Origin of the sequence: Thermotoga profunda AZM34c06 (assembly GCF_000828675.1) — a bacterium.
Taxonomy (GTDB): Bacteria; Thermotogota; Thermotogae; order Thermotogales; family DSM-5069; genus Pseudothermotoga_B; species Pseudothermotoga_B profunda.
This window is the reverse complement of the sequence record NZ_AP014510.1, coordinates 1,575,527-1,589,981: the sequence shown is the minus strand read 5'-3', so window position 1 is coordinate 1,589,981 and position 14,455 is coordinate 1,575,527. Positions and strand designations below refer to the sequence as shown.

The 14,455-nt window shown below is 39.4% G+C and carries 16 protein-coding genes and 1 other RNA gene; 1 reads left to right on the top strand and 16 read right to left on the bottom strand.

Going from position 1 to position 14,455, the window contains the following annotated elements; all coding sequences use genetic code 11:
* Positions 1 to 2: 2 nt before the first annotated feature.
* From ssrA to TSP02S_RS07630, 10 genes are all read right to left on the bottom strand, one after another.
* Positions 3 to 356, bottom strand: a transfer-messenger RNA (tmRNA) gene (ssrA, locus tag TSP02S_RS10865).
* 49 nt (positions 357 to 405) lie between these two features.
* Positions 406 to 1,926: an HD-GYP domain-containing protein gene (locus TSP02S_RS07670; protein WP_041083176.1), complete on the bottom strand. Its 1,521-nt coding sequence runs from the start codon at positions 1,924 to 1,926 to the stop codon at positions 406 to 408.
* Positions 1,923 to 2,921 carry a type 1 periplasmic-binding domain-containing protein gene (locus tag TSP02S_RS07665; protein ID WP_041083174.1) on the bottom strand — a complete coding sequence of 333 codons (999 nt, stop codon included), beginning with the start codon at positions 2,919 to 2,921 and terminating at the stop codon, positions 1,923 to 1,925. The genes TSP02S_RS07670 and TSP02S_RS07665 overlap by 4 nt, the downstream gene beginning before the upstream one ends.
* Positions 2,918 to 3,781 (bottom strand): DegV family protein, encoded by an 864-nt coding sequence (locus TSP02S_RS07660; RefSeq protein WP_041083172.1) that lies wholly within the window; start codon positions 3,779 to 3,781, stop codon positions 2,918 to 2,920. The genes TSP02S_RS07665 and TSP02S_RS07660 overlap by 4 nt, the downstream gene beginning before the upstream one ends.
* A 156-nt stretch (positions 3,782 to 3,937) precedes the next feature.
* Positions 3,938 to 4,651: an ABC transporter ATP-binding protein gene (locus tag TSP02S_RS07655; protein WP_041084258.1), complete on the bottom strand. Its 714-nt coding sequence runs from the start codon at positions 4,649 to 4,651 to the stop codon at positions 3,938 to 3,940.
* Between the two features lie 11 nt (positions 4,652 to 4,662).
* Complete coding sequence (locus TSP02S_RS07650; protein WP_041083170.1) at positions 4,663 to 5,442, bottom strand: ABC transporter ATP-binding protein; 780 nt, start codon at positions 5,440 to 5,442, stop codon at positions 4,663 to 4,665.
* Positions 5,435 to 6,508: a branched-chain amino acid ABC transporter permease gene (locus TSP02S_RS07645; RefSeq protein ID WP_041083169.1), complete on the bottom strand. Its 1,074-nt coding sequence runs from the start codon at positions 6,506 to 6,508 to the stop codon at positions 5,435 to 5,437. Before TSP02S_RS07645 ends, TSP02S_RS07650 begins: the two co-directional genes overlap by 8 nt.
* 4 nt (positions 6,509 to 6,512) lie before the next feature.
* Positions 6,513 to 7,421: a branched-chain amino acid ABC transporter permease gene (locus TSP02S_RS07640; RefSeq protein WP_041083167.1), complete on the bottom strand. Its 909-nt coding sequence runs from the start codon at positions 7,419 to 7,421 to the stop codon at positions 6,513 to 6,515.
* Positions 7,422 to 7,467: 46 nt separating this feature from the next.
* Entirely contained in the window at positions 7,468 to 8,595 is a 1,128-nt protein-coding gene (locus tag TSP02S_RS07635) for an ABC transporter substrate-binding protein (protein ID WP_041083165.1), read from the bottom strand.
* A gap of 710 nt (positions 8,596 to 9,305) precedes the next feature.
* On the bottom strand, positions 9,306 to 9,995 hold the full coding sequence (locus TSP02S_RS07630) for an IspD/TarI family cytidylyltransferase (protein WP_041083164.1): 690 nt from the start codon (positions 9,993 to 9,995) through the stop codon (positions 9,306 to 9,308).
* Positions 9,996 to 10,039: 44 nt separating this feature from the next.
* Here TSP02S_RS07630 and TSP02S_RS07625 point away from each other — a divergent pair, with 44 nt between their 5' ends.
* On the top strand, positions 10,040 to 10,636 hold the full coding sequence (locus TSP02S_RS07625; protein ID WP_041083162.1) for a hypothetical protein: 597 nt from the start codon (positions 10,040 to 10,042) through the stop codon (positions 10,634 to 10,636).
* On the opposite strand, the gene jag is transcribed toward TSP02S_RS07625, so the two are convergent.
* The 6 genes from jag to disA form a co-directional block, all read right to left on the bottom strand.
* Positions 10,589 to 11,263: an RNA-binding cell elongation regulator Jag/EloR gene (jag, locus tag TSP02S_RS07620; RefSeq protein WP_041083161.1), complete on the bottom strand. Its 675-nt coding sequence runs from the start codon at positions 11,261 to 11,263 to the stop codon at positions 10,589 to 10,591. The two genes, TSP02S_RS07625 and jag, sit on opposite strands and share 48 nt — an antisense overlap.
* Positions 11,264 to 11,280: 17 nt before the next feature.
* Complete coding sequence (gene yidC, locus TSP02S_RS07615; RefSeq protein ID WP_041083159.1) at positions 11,281 to 12,615, bottom strand: membrane protein insertase YidC; 1,335 nt, start codon at positions 12,613 to 12,615, stop codon at positions 11,281 to 11,283.
* Positions 12,612 to 12,851, bottom strand: a complete 240-nt coding sequence (gene yidD, locus TSP02S_RS07610; protein ID WP_041083157.1) for a membrane protein insertion efficiency factor YidD — start codon at positions 12,849 to 12,851, stop codon at positions 12,612 to 12,614. The genes yidC and yidD overlap by 4 nt, the downstream gene beginning before the upstream one ends.
* On the bottom strand, positions 12,848 to 13,219 hold the full coding sequence (gene rnpA / locus TSP02S_RS07605; protein ID WP_052465382.1) for a ribonuclease P protein component: 372 nt from the start codon (positions 13,217 to 13,219) through the stop codon (positions 12,848 to 12,850). Before rnpA ends, yidD begins: the two co-directional genes overlap by 4 nt.
* Positions 13,201 to 13,335 (bottom strand): 50S ribosomal protein L34, encoded by a 135-nt coding sequence (rpmH, locus tag TSP02S_RS07600; protein ID WP_041083154.1) that lies wholly within the window; start codon positions 13,333 to 13,335, stop codon positions 13,201 to 13,203. Before rpmH ends, rnpA begins: the two co-directional genes overlap by 19 nt.
* A gap of 66 nt (positions 13,336 to 13,401) precedes the next feature.
* Positions 13,402 to 14,454 (bottom strand): DNA integrity scanning diadenylate cyclase DisA, encoded by a 1,053-nt coding sequence (disA, locus tag TSP02S_RS07595; RefSeq protein ID WP_041083152.1) that lies wholly within the window; start codon positions 14,452 to 14,454, stop codon positions 13,402 to 13,404.
* Position 14,455: the final 1 nt, after the last annotated feature.

Sequence of the window (14,455 nt, the reverse complement as noted above, 5' to 3'; positions counted from 1 at the left end):
TCTGGTGGAGGCGGGGGGAATCGAACCCCCGTCCGAGAATGAGTACCCCCGGGCATCTCCGAGTGCAGCCTGCGTTTTGATTTCGGCCCACAACACCCACAGGCAGGTTTTGTGGGCTATATCCCTCCTGAAATTCTCACCAGAGGACGAAGGGCAGATCCTCCAGTGATAGACTGGTTATCTCACGCTCCTATCCGAGCACCAGTCAGACTCGGTAGGAACGGCTGCTTATCTACTAAGCAGCAAGTGCAAGTTCTTCGTTGGCACTTATTTGTTATTCCACCTTTTTAACGAGGTGGCGGAGACCTCGACTCGCTTCCCGGGGGATCTCAAACCCGTCGAAACCGTTCGCCCCCCTGCGTACAAATATTAGCACGAAAATTTTTATTATGCAAATAGAAATATTCACAACCCAAATTCTGAAAGCCTTCTTTTCACGACTTTTAAAAATGCCTTGTAAAGATCTGGGTGAAATTTCACTCCGATCATTTCATTTTCTATAATCTTCAATGCTTCATCTAAGCTCAGAGCAGGTCTATAAGGTCTCTCTTCAATGAGTGCTGTGAAAACATCTACTATAGAAACTATCTGAGCTCGAATACTTATTTGGTCGCCAGCCAACCCATCTGGATAACCTGAACCATCTATGTTTTCATGGTGGTGTCTGACGATATCTGCCACAAGGTCCCATCCAGAGATATTCTTGATGATCTTTTCTCCATATAGTGGATGCTTTTTCATTATCTCAAATTCTTCAAAGGTGAGTCTTCCGGGTTTGTTTAAAATGTGTTCGGGTATACCTATTTTACCCACGTCGTGTAACAAGGCCCCAAATTTTATCGCCTCTAAATCTGCCGGATCTGTGATACCGAGCTCTTTTGCCAAATCAAGAGCGAGATTAACCACTCTTCCAGAATGACCAAATGTACTTGTATCTTTTATTTCGATTGCCTCAGCAAGGGTAGATATTATCTGGGTATTTCTCTCTTGGAGAATTCTTTGCATTTCCTCAAGTTCATTGACTGTATCTTGTAAGCTGTTCATCATTGCGTGCATTTCAACTTGTGAAGCTTTTTCTATATCAAGGAGTTTCACAATAGATTCTTGTAACTCATTTAATTCATCGATATTGGTTTTAACTGGTATATAGTTCACATCTCTGTTTTTCTCAATCTGTGTTGTACTTTTACTTATATTATTCACAACCATTGCAGTAGCACCTACGAGTTTGTTTTCAAATCTTAGAAAGAAGATCATCCACACAATTGTACCTATCAATGCCGCTGATGAGATAATCAAGTATGGTAACAACACGACAAAATAGCTCTGTATTGGTATGAAAACACCAGCCTTTGCATTTTCAACAGGAAGATCTTCAAGGTACAAATATCCCAAAGTGTTGTTCAATTTCACAAATTTGTTTTTGTTTCCTGCATTGGTACCAACTATTTCCGTTTGCGTTGATAGAATAACCTCACCTTGATCGGTGACCAAAAGTACATCTGCAAGTTCACTTGTCAGGAAATTTTTGAAAAAACTCTGTGGTATCTCAATAAGTAGTAAACTATTTTGATTTTCGATCAAGATTTTTGCACTATTTCCTGAGGCAAATAATCCTCTGAAATCTGACACAAGCCATGGTAATTTTTTATAGGACAATGCACGTGAAAGATCAGCCTCGGTTTGTAAATCTATAAGATCATGACTCAATGTTCTTATAATAACATCGGCTTGTTGTTTTCCCTTAAGCACATTATCAATTATGCTTTCTAAAAGCTGTCTTTCAGACTTTAAGTAGGTTTGAGAATAATATCTGTGAACATTTTGAAAGATTATCACAAAACCAACTATGAAGACACAAATCAAGGTTAAGATCAGAAGAAAACCATACCTTACCAAACTGCGAGCCGCAATCGTGAGCTTCATTTTTTCACCTCATCGCTGGTAAATTGGCCATTTCTTACTATCACAAAATCCCTCGATCTTGAAACAGTTAAATCCGAGTTGACAGCAAAGGTCCCTGTAACCCCTTCAAAACTCTTATTTTGAAGATAGCTATATGCCTCATTTGTTTTGATTTTTGATGAAATCAAAGACCACACAACCATGAGTGCATCATAGGCGCCGGCCTCTTGAAGGTCTGTAAAACCAAAACGTGTCATCTGTGGAAAATCAAAAAGGCTATATAATATCATCCCTTCAACTGCTGATGCGCCTGTTAAAATCAGTGTATCTGTATAAGCATAGTCAGAGCCATAGATAATCCCTCTGAACCCTTTCTTTGTAGCCAATTGAGCTACTAAACCAGCAACTCTCCCATCGAGGACCAAAACCATTGAATCGTATTTTGAAAAATCGAAATATAGAAGTTCCTCTGCAGAATCCACATAAAGACAATCTAAGGATAATGGTGAAGATTGAGCCATCATATGAAAAAGATTTTCACTGTAAACTATATTGTTTTTATCGCATATCACAATGGTATTTTTTCTTGAATCTTTTTGCAATCTTTCGACCAATTCCTTTGCCTGCAATTCGTCCGATGCACTCAAGGTCATTAGATATCTACTCTTTCCAACAACTTTTGGAGAAGTCACCAAGGGAGCCACTGCAAAGATTTGATACTTTTCAAGATAGGGAAGTAGTGCCAACGCTTCTGTGCTGATCCTAGGACCAATTGCATAACAGTTTGGATATCTCTGCAGAATTTTCTCAATCTCATCGTCATTTTGATCTACCCTGACTGTCACAAGTAATACTTTCAAATTTTTTTCTCTGACATACCTTTCAACACCGCTACGAAAATTAGTTTCCCCATCTTCAAAGATTATGATTGGAATGTTGGGTTGTCTTAAGTACAGGATCAAAATCATGAGACCCACAACTGCAATTAATATTACAACCAAAACCCATTGCTTCATTCAACAACCTCCAGACCAAAACCAGCGGTTCCTGGTCCTACATGGGTTGTGATAACCTTTCCCATCTCGGTGAAATTGACATCTAAAATTTGATAATGCTGTTTTAACATTCCCAAGAGAACCTTTGTGCTTTCTCTTGCGTCTGCATCGACCATGAGTAATCTTATCTTTGACCCTTTTGGTACCAAGCTCAGTGCTTTGTTAATGAGCATTTCCTGGGCTCTTTTGGTACCTCTTGCCTTTTCGAATGGTACGAGTTTTCCCTCAGGATCGATCCACAAACCTACGTGTATGTTGAGTAATGAGCCAAAAAAGCCCTGCATTCTTGAAACCCTTCCACCCTTGACAAGAAAATCAAAGTTTGAGACATAGAATATCGCTTTATACCGTCCACTTTTGACATCTTGATCAAGTGCCTGTGCTATTTTCTGTGCGTTTAATCCCTCTTTTTCCAACTCTCTTGCACGTCTTGCTGGTAGTGGCATAGCCGCAGAAGCGAGTTTACTGTCAATCACAAAGACAGGTATTTTTACCTGCTGCGCAGCACTCAATGCTGAATCATAAGTTCCAGAAAGTTTTGTTGAAATACAAATGACAAGGATTTCATCGTATCCGTCTTTTTCTATTTCCTTATACAATGAAACAAATTCACCGACAGATGGTTGGGAACTCTTTGGTAATTCCTTTGCAGAGGAAACTCTTTTGTAAAAGTCCTGAATCTGTTCAAGATCTCTCGTATCATCTTCTTGGTTTCCATTTGGCCAGACAACATGTAAAGGAGCGATTGCAACATCTAAATTCTTGATCCATTCTCTTGGTATATCACATGTACTATCCAAAACAATTTTCATCTTTGGCATTTTCTACTCCTCCCTGTACTTTAAGTTTTGAACCTCGTGAATTGGTAACTTTCCAATAAATTGTAGCAAATTGCAGGGAGTTTTAAGTAATCTACCAAGGTCGTGAAATTTTCTACATTTGACCTTCATCTTAACACGTTATTTGAAAAAATAGGTTCAAGCAATTGCGATTCCAAGATAAGCCTTTCTCACATCATCGCTCTTGAGTAAATTCTCACCAGTATCCTGCATGACGATTCGGCCTGTCTCTAAAACATAACCATAATCTGCTATCTTCAAAGCCGCGAGCGCATTTTGTTCTACGAGTAAGATCGTTACGCCTTCCTCTCTAATCTTCTGGATTATCTGGAAAACCTCTCGAACAAGTAACGGAGCCAGTCCTAAGGAAGGTTCATCAAGCATGAGTAATTTTGGTCTTGTCATCAAGCCTCTCGCCACTGCAAGCATTTGCTGTTCCCCACCAGAAAGTGTGCCTCCAAGTTGCTTTAATCTTTCCTTCAATCTTGGAAAGAGCGTTAAAACCCAATCCAGATCCTTTTTTATACCTTCGATATCTTTTCTTGCATATGCCCCCATCATTAGATTCTCATAGACAGTGAGATTTGGGAAAATTCTTCTACCTTCGGGAACAAGTGCTATACCACTGTTCACGATATGGTGAGTTGACATATGAGTTATATCTATATCGCAAAAAAACACCTTTCCGCCACTCTTTTTAACAAGATTTGTTATTGCTTGAAGAGTAGTTGTCTTACCAGCACCATTAGCACCTATTAAGGTCACGATTTGACCAGTCTTCACATCGATATTGATTCCCTTCAAAGCATGTATACTGCCATAGTGCACATGCATGTCTTCGATTTTCAACATCGTTTGGTTATTCACGAGAGCACCTCCTCTCCCAAATATGCTTTAATCACAGTTGGGTTGGATTGAATTTGTTGTGGGTTTCCTTCTGCTATCAATTTACCATAATCCATGACGTAGATCCTTTCACAAATACCCATTATCACCTTCATATCGTGTTCGATTATCATAATCGTTAAATGAAAATCATCTCTGATTTGTTTTATGAATTCCATTAATTCAAAAGTTTCCTGTGGGTTCATACCGGCTGCGGGTTCGTCAAGAAGAAGCATCTTTGGATTTGTCGCCAGTGCTCTTGCTATCTCAAGTTTTCTCTGTAATCCATAAGGAAGCGAACTTGCCTTTTCGTTTGCAAATTTTTCCAAACCAACTCTCTGTAGGAGTTTCAATCCTTCCTGTCGCATCTGCTTTTCCATGAGTATGCTATCTGGTGTTTTCGCAATACTTTTAAAAAACCACAACCAGTTTCTGAGCTTCAAATGCTGTGAGACCATGACATTTTCAAGGATGGTCATATCTGAAAACAAACGTATATTTTGAAAAGTTCGAGCAATACCACATCTTGTTATTTCGTAAGGTTTATGGCCTGATATATCTTTGCCTGAGAAAAAAATCTTTCCTTCGTCAGGGGCGTACATACCAGTTATGACATTGAAAAGTGTCGTTTTACCAGCACCATTTGGACCAATTAAACCCAGCAACTCACCTTGCTTTACATACCCATCAAAATGATCGACTGCCACAAGTCCCCCAAATCTTTTTGTGACATTATCTATTCGAAGAACTTCATTCATCTTTCACACCTCTTTTTTTATTTGACTCTCTTGCCACAAGATCATAAATCATATCCCAAGATAGTTCGTTTCTCCCCATGATTCCACGTTGCCAAAATAGCATGAGAACTATGAGTAAAACCGAAAGCACAACCATTCTCATACCGGGGATTCCAGGAAAGCTTATGAAACCTATTTTGAAAGGACTCTCAAGAACTCTCAGAAACTCCAACCCAACCGTGTAAATCGATGCACCTATGATTGCTCCGCTTATACTACCAAGACCCCCAAGAACTGCCATGATGAGTATTTCGAATGTCTTGGAGAATGCAAAAGATTTGGGATCTATAGTCGTTATCAAATGTGCCCACAGCGCCCCTCCAACTCCTGCAAAAAAAGAACCAAGCACGAAACTAACGACTTGGTGTGAGAACACATTTATTCCCATTGCCTTAGCGGCTATAGGATCTTCTCTAATGGCTTTCAATGCTCGTCCATAACTACTCTTCGCCAAGCTTGAAATTACTAAAACAGTCACAAATGCCCATCCCCACGACCAGTAAATATTGGTATATGGTGGAATTGCTTTCAAACCAAGTGCCCCATTTGTTATCGACCATGCATTATTTGCAATTATTCTTATAGTCTCACCAAGGCCAAGTGTAGCTATTGCAAGATAATCACCGATCAATCTCAACGAAGGTGCTGCAACGATATAACCAAAACCCGCTGCAACGAGTCCTGCAATTAGTGTAGCTGGTAGAAAAGGCATTTGAATTTGATTCAATGGATAGATGAGAGGTTTAATAAGAAAAGTCATCTCCTTTTGTGCAGGTGAAAGAGTCAACAGTGTTGATACATAAGCACCGATGGCTATGAAACCAGCATGACCAAGTGAGAAAATACCAGTTATGCCGTTTATAAGAGTCAGTGAAACTGCAAAAATTATATTTATCGCCATCAAATTGAGTATGAGTATCACATATTCACTTGCTTTGTTGTTGGCAACAAAAAGAAGTAAGCCAATAATAGCTATCAAAATAACTGTGAGGAGAAATTTCAATTTATTTGGAAGAGTTTTCACCATACTCTCACACCTTTTCCGATACTTCAACACCGAGTATTCCAGTTGGTTTAACCAGTAGAACAAACAACAATATCGCATATGCAAATGCATCTCTATAACCTGCTAAGGATGGTACAAATGCCACGATCATTATCTCGCTTATACCCAATATGAAACCACCAATCATTGCACCTTGAATACTGCCTATTCCACCAACAACTGCCGCTATGAAAGCCTTTAGGCCTGGTATCATGCCCGTATAAGGGTAAACCTGTGGATATTTCATTGCCCAGAGGATTCCACCGATTGCAGCCAATCCTGAACCGAGCATGAAGGTGAAACTGATCACTCTATCGGCATTGACACCCATCAACTTTGTTGTTGGTATGTCCTTTGAAATAGCTCTCATCGCCATTCCAATCTTTGTTTTGTAGACAATCCACATCAATAGCAGCAATGCCAGAACAACGATACCTATCGTGATAAATGTAAGGACGGGTATCTTAACATCACCTATATCGATCATGTTTAAGAAGGATGTTGGATAGATCCCAGTTTGAGGATTGAAGGATTTTGCCCTGCCACCAAAAACCACTATCGCAAAGTTCTCTAAAAAGAAGGAAACACCAATAGCAGTTATGAGTGCCGATATCCTTGGTGCATTTCTCAAAGGTCTGTATGCAATTCTCTCGATGAAAGCCCCCAGGAATGCTGTTACAAAGATTGAAAAGATAAAAGCTGCCCACCATGGCATTAAAAATAAGATAACACCATAAAAGGCAAAGTAGATTCCATATGTAAAAATATCACCGTGCGCAAAATTGATGAGCCTCAAAATACCATAAACCATTGTATAACCTATGGCGATCAAAGCATAAATCCCACCCAGAGAAAATGCATTGACAAGATGCTGTAGAAATCCAGCAAAGTTCAAAAAATCACCCCCAAATTTGGAAAAGCCCCCTTTTCGGGGGCTATAATCACGGTCTGACGACTGTCATAAGCATGAATTGACCGTTCTTCACGGTATTGATCACAGCGGGCTTCACAGGGTCTCCAGAACCTTCCGGATAGGTGATAGAACCGCCAACACCCTGGAAATCCTTGGTGGCTGCAAGTGCATCTCTGATCGCTACAGGATCAAGCGATTGGGCTCTTTCGATGGCATCTAACACAAGATTGTAAGCGTCAAATGCCAAGGCACCAAAGGCATCTGGCCTTCTGTTGTATTCTTTAACATATGCTTCAACAAAAGGTTTTGTTGCTGGTGAAAGGTCGGCATCCTGGTGGAAATAGGTTGTGTAGTACAAACCCTCAACGAATTTTCCACCTATTTGTATGAGTTCTGGTGCATCTGCACCATCACCAGCCAAGAAATTGCCCTTGAAACCAAGTTCTCTTGCTTGTTTACAAATCAATGCTATTTCCGAGTAATATCCAGGTAAGAAAATTGTATCTGGCTTTTTAGATAGTGCATCTGTCAACTGAGCGGTGAAATCTTGGTCTCCAGTATTGTAGTATTCTTCAAAGAACTTACCCCCCAGTTGTGCGAACTTTCTCTTGAAATAGTTTGCAAGTCCGACAACGTAATCTTGTGCTACATCAACCATGATTGCGACGTTTTTTGAACCAAGTTGTTCCCATGCAAATTTTGCAAGTAACTCTCCTTGCATTGGGTCGATGAAACATGCTCTGAAAATGAACCTTCTGTTCTGGGTTACAAGTGGGTTTGTTGCGGTATTTGTAACCATCGGAACTTGTTTTTGTTCGGCTATCGCGCCAGCAGCAAGGGCACATGAACTGGTACACGGTCCAAGAATGGCAACTACTTTCTCGACATCAATCAATCTCTTTACAACGTTGGCTGCTTCGGCCTTATCGCCTTTGTTATCGAGCAAAACTACCTTTACCGGTACATCCTTGCCGCCGATTCTAACCGTTGGTCTGAGTTTCATCGCCAGTTTCACACCATCCCACGACATCTGGCCAAATCCCGCAATGGGTCCTGTCATTTCCCAGCCAGCACCAATCTTTACTTCGGTGATTTCGCTTGCTAAGACGACGGCAAAAGTCAGAACTAAAGCAATAAACACGTAGACCTTCCGCATGATCCAACCCCCTTTTAGAGAAATATACCTGATTTTCTCAGGTTGGCACATATTATATCACATAGAATCGAGCATCCGTCAAGATTTGAATTTACAGACAAAACACAAAAGGCGGAGTCAATCTCCGCCTTATTCTCCAGTACTTGCTATTTCTAACTAAAAAATCACTGAGAAAAAATTCAAGTATTATCTTTGAAAAGTAGAAAATTTAAGAAAATATCAAATGAATAAGAGAAGAATTCAAAAAGATAACCCACAAGGTTTCTGGTGCTTTTTCAGTTTTCATATCTTGTTCGAATTTTGTCCTACGAAACTTTACCGAGATCTTTTTATATGGAAGTCTGAAAGCAATATAATTTCTTTCAAAGGATCAAGATAGATGATCTTTACCAAACAAGCCACAATGACTTGCCTTTCACAAACCGATTGATCACGCCAGATCGATGGACCAAGGTCCCAAGAGATTAGACCAACCCCAATTTACACAGTCGTTCCAGGACAGATCTGCCCGACAAGCTTGTCTATTATATATTATACGAAAGTGAAAAATATAACAAACAAACCGAATATTTGCTATGAGTATATTTGAGATAAATTTTATAGAAAAATCATCTTCTAATCATTGATTTAGAACTTAGTTGTATCTAAGTATCGGATACCGCACAAATCCTTTGAATAGAGCAAGATAAGGAACTCGGTAGATTTTCTTTTCAAGGTTGTTCTTGACTGTATTTTGTATTTTTCCAGAATTTACAGATAGATCCCGCAAGGTCAAGGTCTTCTGGTTTTGTGATCTTGAAACAATACGGATCACCCTCGACGATTCTTATCTTTCTATTACTCAGAAAAACTGGTTTTGTGCCGTCCTCAGCTTGGAATTTTCTGATTGCATCCGCTATGATTCTATATTCAAAAGCTTGTGGAGTTTGAATACGATACAGAGATTCTCTTGGTATATAAGAATCTACAAAATCGTCTTTGCAATACGCTACTGTATCTGAAACAGATATAGCTGCAGTGGCTGCCCCATAGATCTTTGCTTCTTGTATCACCTTTTCGAGTAAATTCAAACTCAAAAAAGGTCTTGCTGCATCGTGAAAGATCACTATTGACGGGTTGATGGTCTTGAGAAAATCGATTGCTATGAGAGATGTTTCATGCCTCGTCATACCTCCTGTCAATATCCATCTAACCTTGCTGAATTCTCTGGTTATCTGTAAAATATTGTCTTTCCACCCGTCAGGTATCATTACAAGACAGGAATCTACCAAAGTTGACTTTTCAAAAGTGGAAAGCGAATAAGAAAGAACAGGTTTATCACAAATCTTACAGAACTGTTTTGGTAAATCTGTCTTTGCACGAATACCTTTGCCAGCAGCCATTATTATACCTATTGTCATCTTTTCATCACCATATGTTAGAATACCAGAAGGGGGAATGTTTTGTGGTAGATGCGAAAAAATTAGAAAGTATTATTTCTCAAATATCTGGAGTCACAGCCGTTAGGGTTGTGCCTGATGGGGATAATTTGAGAGAAATACATGTCATAGCCGACTCAGCGAAAAATCCCAAACAGATTGTTCGCGATGTAGAGACAGCGATATTGGCTTCAACTGGTTTGAGAATAGACAGAAAAATAATAAGCGTTGCTCAGATGTCTGGTGAGATACGTACTCAACCTGAGTATACTATCGCATCTCTGACGACAGAAGATCTCGGTAAAAATTTGCGTATCAGGGTCGTTGTGGAACACGGAGAAGATAGATACGAAGGCACTGCTGAAGGGGCAAAAACAAGCCTTCAAAAGCTCAAAACTGCTGCAACGGCGGTCGTCTCTGCTTTCGACGAATTGACAGAAAGCATCTATTCTGTTGATGATGTGCGAATCGTCACATTAGCTGGTAAAGAATTCCTATTGTGTCATATAACCAAACTCGATAACGGCAAAGAAAAAAGTCTGATTGGCAGTGCTGAACTTGAAAGAGATCCGCTCTTAGCTGCCGCGAACGCTACTCTTGAAGTTCTGGTCAGGTCTCAATGATTCTTTACTATCTGGGCAGTATTCAATGACGACCTTTCTGTATGGTTCGATACCAATTGAATAACTCTTGATATCACAATAATTTTTTGCAATCTCATGAACCACACGTCTTTCAAAGGAAAACATTGGATCTAAAATAACCTTCCCTTTATTGGTTCTTACGTTCTCTATCACTTGTTTAACCATATGCTCAAGGCTCTTTTTTCTTCTCTCTCTGTATTCACCGGCATCGACTATCACAGACAATTTCGTATCACTCAATCTGTTGAGATAGATAGTGGCAATGTGCTGTAATGCAGCAAGAGTCTTTCCGTGTTTTCCAATTAACCTGCCAAGATCCTTTCCCTCGAGTTCGACTGAAAATTTTTTACCAACACACTGAACGTTCACGTTTATATCTCCATATGTGCTCAATATATGGTTCATGAACTGCTCAAGCTTTCTTTTATAGAATCCATTCTTGATCGTTATTTCAACCACTGCTTCCTTAGCCATGAGACCAAAGAATCCCTTTGAACCTTTTTCGATAACGGTGTAATCGAACTCTTCATCCATAAGATCAAATTGTTGTTTTACTTTTTCAATGGCCTCTGTTACAGTAGGTCCCGTGGCTCTTAATTTTTTCACCAGTTCTCACCCCTCAATTAAGCCTTAGGTTTCAAACCGAGTAATTCTCTTGTTGTTATGCCTCTTATCTTGTAACGCTTATAAATATAGTATGTGATTACAAGTTGAATGACTGTATTGAGTGTATAGTACAAAAACAAACCACTTGGTAGTCCAACAAACAAAAATGGGAAAATCACAGACATCAAGATACCTTGCCAAGCGCTTCTTGTATCCTGGCTCGTTATTAATGTATTGTAATAACTCGCGACAATGGTGATAACTATGAACAACACATTCGGTCCAAAACCACCAACGGAAAGATCGTTCCACAACAAAAATCTGCTGCCAAAGGCAAATTCTTCTTGAAAGTATCTTATAACTGCGTAAAGCAAGAAGAATATGGGTAATTGTATAAGTAACATCAAACAACCACTCGCAGGATTCACACCTTCTTCTTTGTAAACCTTCATCAGTTCTTCTTGCTGCTTAGTTGGATCTTTGTATTTCTTTCTCACTGCCTCAATCTTTGGTTGAAGCTTTCTCATCTTTATCATTGATTTTGTCTGTGCGTGGTACAGTGGATACAAGACCAATCTCACCACGATTGTGAAGACCACTATTGTCCAACCAAAGTTCTTTGTGAGTTCAAAAAGCCACCAGAAGAACCATACAAGTGGATAGAAAAATGGATCGTACCACGATGAACTACCGCTTATTTTTTTAATTTCTGCGAGTAATACCGGATAATCATCTTCAAACAGTTTCTTCAAAAAAATTCTCTTGTAAGGTGCCATGTGGAGCATTACTTTTCCTAAGTTGTTGATGGTTAGTTTGTTGGAAACGAGTTTTCCACTGTTATTTATCTTTGAAATCGAGATGATTCTATTTTTCGGTGCGAAAGACACAAAGTAATCTTTTACAACACGGTCGTTTTCTTCGTACCAAACTCTTGGTAGTGTTAAGACCACGGAGTCTACATTGTTGATTTCAACAATTATTATATACTCTGGAGCATTCTTGAAAGTTATTACCTTTTGAGTGCCGTTTTCGTATTCGTATACTAAGGACAGATCCCCAGAATATGTGTTCGGTGCAACCATGGTTCCTTTGACAGTAGTTGTGATCACTTTCAAAGGAGAACCTTCTGGCGAAAACAACTCGAGTCCATCGCCATCGGCTTGGAATATGTGGATCTTTCTGTCAAGAGTTAGATAAATGTTAACAAAATCACCTTTATTGTTCAATTCATATTCACCGAATCGTGTGACGATCTTCAATCCATTCTCAAGATTTGTCAATTGGATCTCATTCTTAGAAAAAGCAAAGATTACTGAAATGACAACTAATATGAAGACAATGAGTTTCTTCAAGTCGATCTCCTCCTTAGTGTGAATTTCTCCGGTACAGGATCATCTCCTCCGGGATTTAGAGGATTGCATCTGATAATTCTTATGAGCGCAAGAAATCCTCCTCTAAGCACTCCAAAACGCTCAATTGCCTGGATGGCATAAGTTGAACAAGTAGGGGTAAACCTACATGTCGGTGGTTTCAATGGAGAGATATATCTTTGATAGAAACGTATCAATGATATAAATATCTTTCTCATCTCTCGATCCTCTTTAGCAAATCATAGAGCTCTCTCTGCACAAGTGAATATGACAAACTCCTAAAGACTTCCGACAGGGCTTTCCGGGGAAGAATGATTATATCAAATCCCCTTGCCAATTCACTTTTCATCAATCTGTATGCTTCCTTTATCCAGCGTCGAATCTTGTTTCTCTCATGAGCCTTGCCGAATTTTCTCTTCACCATAACAGCTATTCTGTTGTAATCAAGGCTGTTTTTGACATACATAACTGTGAAAAAATCACTCTGTAGAACCTTCCCTTCTCGGAACACCCTGTCGAAGTCTCTGGTAAGTTTCAGGCGTTCTGTTCTGGGCAGACAAAAATCATTCAAACGGCGATTCTCCATCTACCTCTCGCACGTCTTCGTGCCAGAACCTTACGACCAGATGGTGTTCTTGATCGTGCCAAAAAGCCATGAGTCTTCTGCCTTTTTCTACGATTGGGTTGATAGGTTCTTTTCATCCTTGATCCTCCTTCTACATCTTAATATGACCTTTGCCATTGTACCACATGTCAATGGTATTGTGATCAACCAACTCTATTCTTAATCATACCAATTGCTGACGCAATTGCCAATGCCCTTTTTTCACCTATACCATCTACAGACTGAAGAGAATCGATAGTTGCCTCACTGAGTGATCTGAGATTCTTAAAAGTTTTGACAACTTTTGCAGAAACACTTATAGGAATCTTTGCAGTGTACTTCAAGACTCTATAACCGCGTGGGTAGGAAATTACCTCACCGGCTTGAGCCAGATTTTGAACATCGATTCCTAAGGTTCGAATGATTCTCAAAAGAGAGCTTTCTCTGTCCTGTTCTAATCGTTCAACTATCTCCCGAGCTTGATCTAAATCTAAATCCTTTTGAGAATAATCCATTACCAAAAGGCATGTTATATCTTCTATATCTTCTAAAATTTCTTCCAATTGCATATTCATTAATTTTCCTTCTTCACCGAGTTCTACTAAATATGGATATATCTCTTCGTAAGTTTTCATTATAGTTAATGCCTTCTCCACAGCGCGAGCAACGTCATATATCGAAACACCTGAATGAAATTCGTTGACTTCTATTTCAGAGATGATCTTATCAAAGTTCGTCCTGTATTTTTCCAGAGTATTTATAGCTTGTGATACTCTTGCCATCAAGATACGGGTGTCGTTCATAACGTATTTGTACTGACCACAATAAAGTGATATCACATTTCTTCTTTTTGATATTGCAACGACCATCTGTCCTGTTTGTTTTGCTACTCGTTCAGCTGTTCGATGCCTCATACCAGTTTCCAAAGTTGGAATCATTGGATCTGGTACCAGATGAACATTGGCGAAAAGTATTTTTGAAAGATCCTCTGAAATAACTATTGCACCATCCATTTTTGCCAATTCGTAAAGTCTCTCTGGTGAAAAATTACAATCCAGATCAAATCCCCCTTGGATTATATCTTCATATTTCTGAGGATCATCGACAAAAAAGAGCAATGCACCTAAGTTTGCAGATATAATATCATCCAAGGCTTTTCTCAGTTTGGTCCCGGGTGAAAGTAAAGCGATTTTGCTGAGAAGATCATCTGGTATCAAG